Genomic DNA, 653 nt, shown 5'->3' on the forward strand with positions numbered 1-653 from the left:
CTGGTCCGCGGGGCCGGAGCCGGCGCGGGGATCGTGGTGGCCTTCGAGATCGAGGCGGCCGAGCAGCGCAACGTCGGTGTCGCGCAGCTGGTCGTCGAGGCGCATCCGGACGGTCGCACGGTCCGGGAGTGGACGAGCTATCTGGCGCAGGCGCCCCGGGAGTTGTCCGCCGCCGCTGTGGTGTTCGCGGAGGGCCGATCGGTGCTCATGTCCATCACCGCCGTGGTCGCCGCCGAGAGCCTGCGCCGGGCCCGACCGGCGGTGGAGCCGCTGCTCGCCATCGGCAAGGTGCTCGAACACCGGACCGACCTGTTGCCCTACCCGACGCTGGTGCCGACCGCGCACCTCAACCCCAACGTCGGGCAGCAGCGTGGCACCACCACCAACGGGCTGTTTGCCGCGCTGGACGACGCCGGGGCGCGGGCCGTGACGCGAGCGGTGACCGGGCCGGGGCGGGCCGTGGTCCAACTCCGCTCGTTGGGCGGGGCGGTCAACGACGTCGCCCCCGACGCGACCGCGTACCCGCATCGCCACCAGGACACCCTGATCGTGGCGTCGGTGTTTCCGCCGCAGGCCGACGCCGCGTTGAACGCCGCCTGGCGGGCGGTCGGAGCGCGGGCCGACGGTGCGTACGTCAATTTCGAGAGCCGGCC

General features: G+C 74.0%; 1 protein-coding gene. It reads left to right on the top strand.

The genetic code is table 11. The features are described from left to right. The coding region (locus KBX53_RS35020; protein ID WP_210864041.1) for a hypothetical protein at positions 1–653 on the top strand (653 nt) is incomplete at both ends.

The organism is Micromonospora sp. M51 (assembly GCF_018070305.1).
Lineage (GTDB): Bacteria > Actinomycetota > Actinomycetes > Mycobacteriales > Micromonosporaceae > Micromonospora > Micromonospora parva.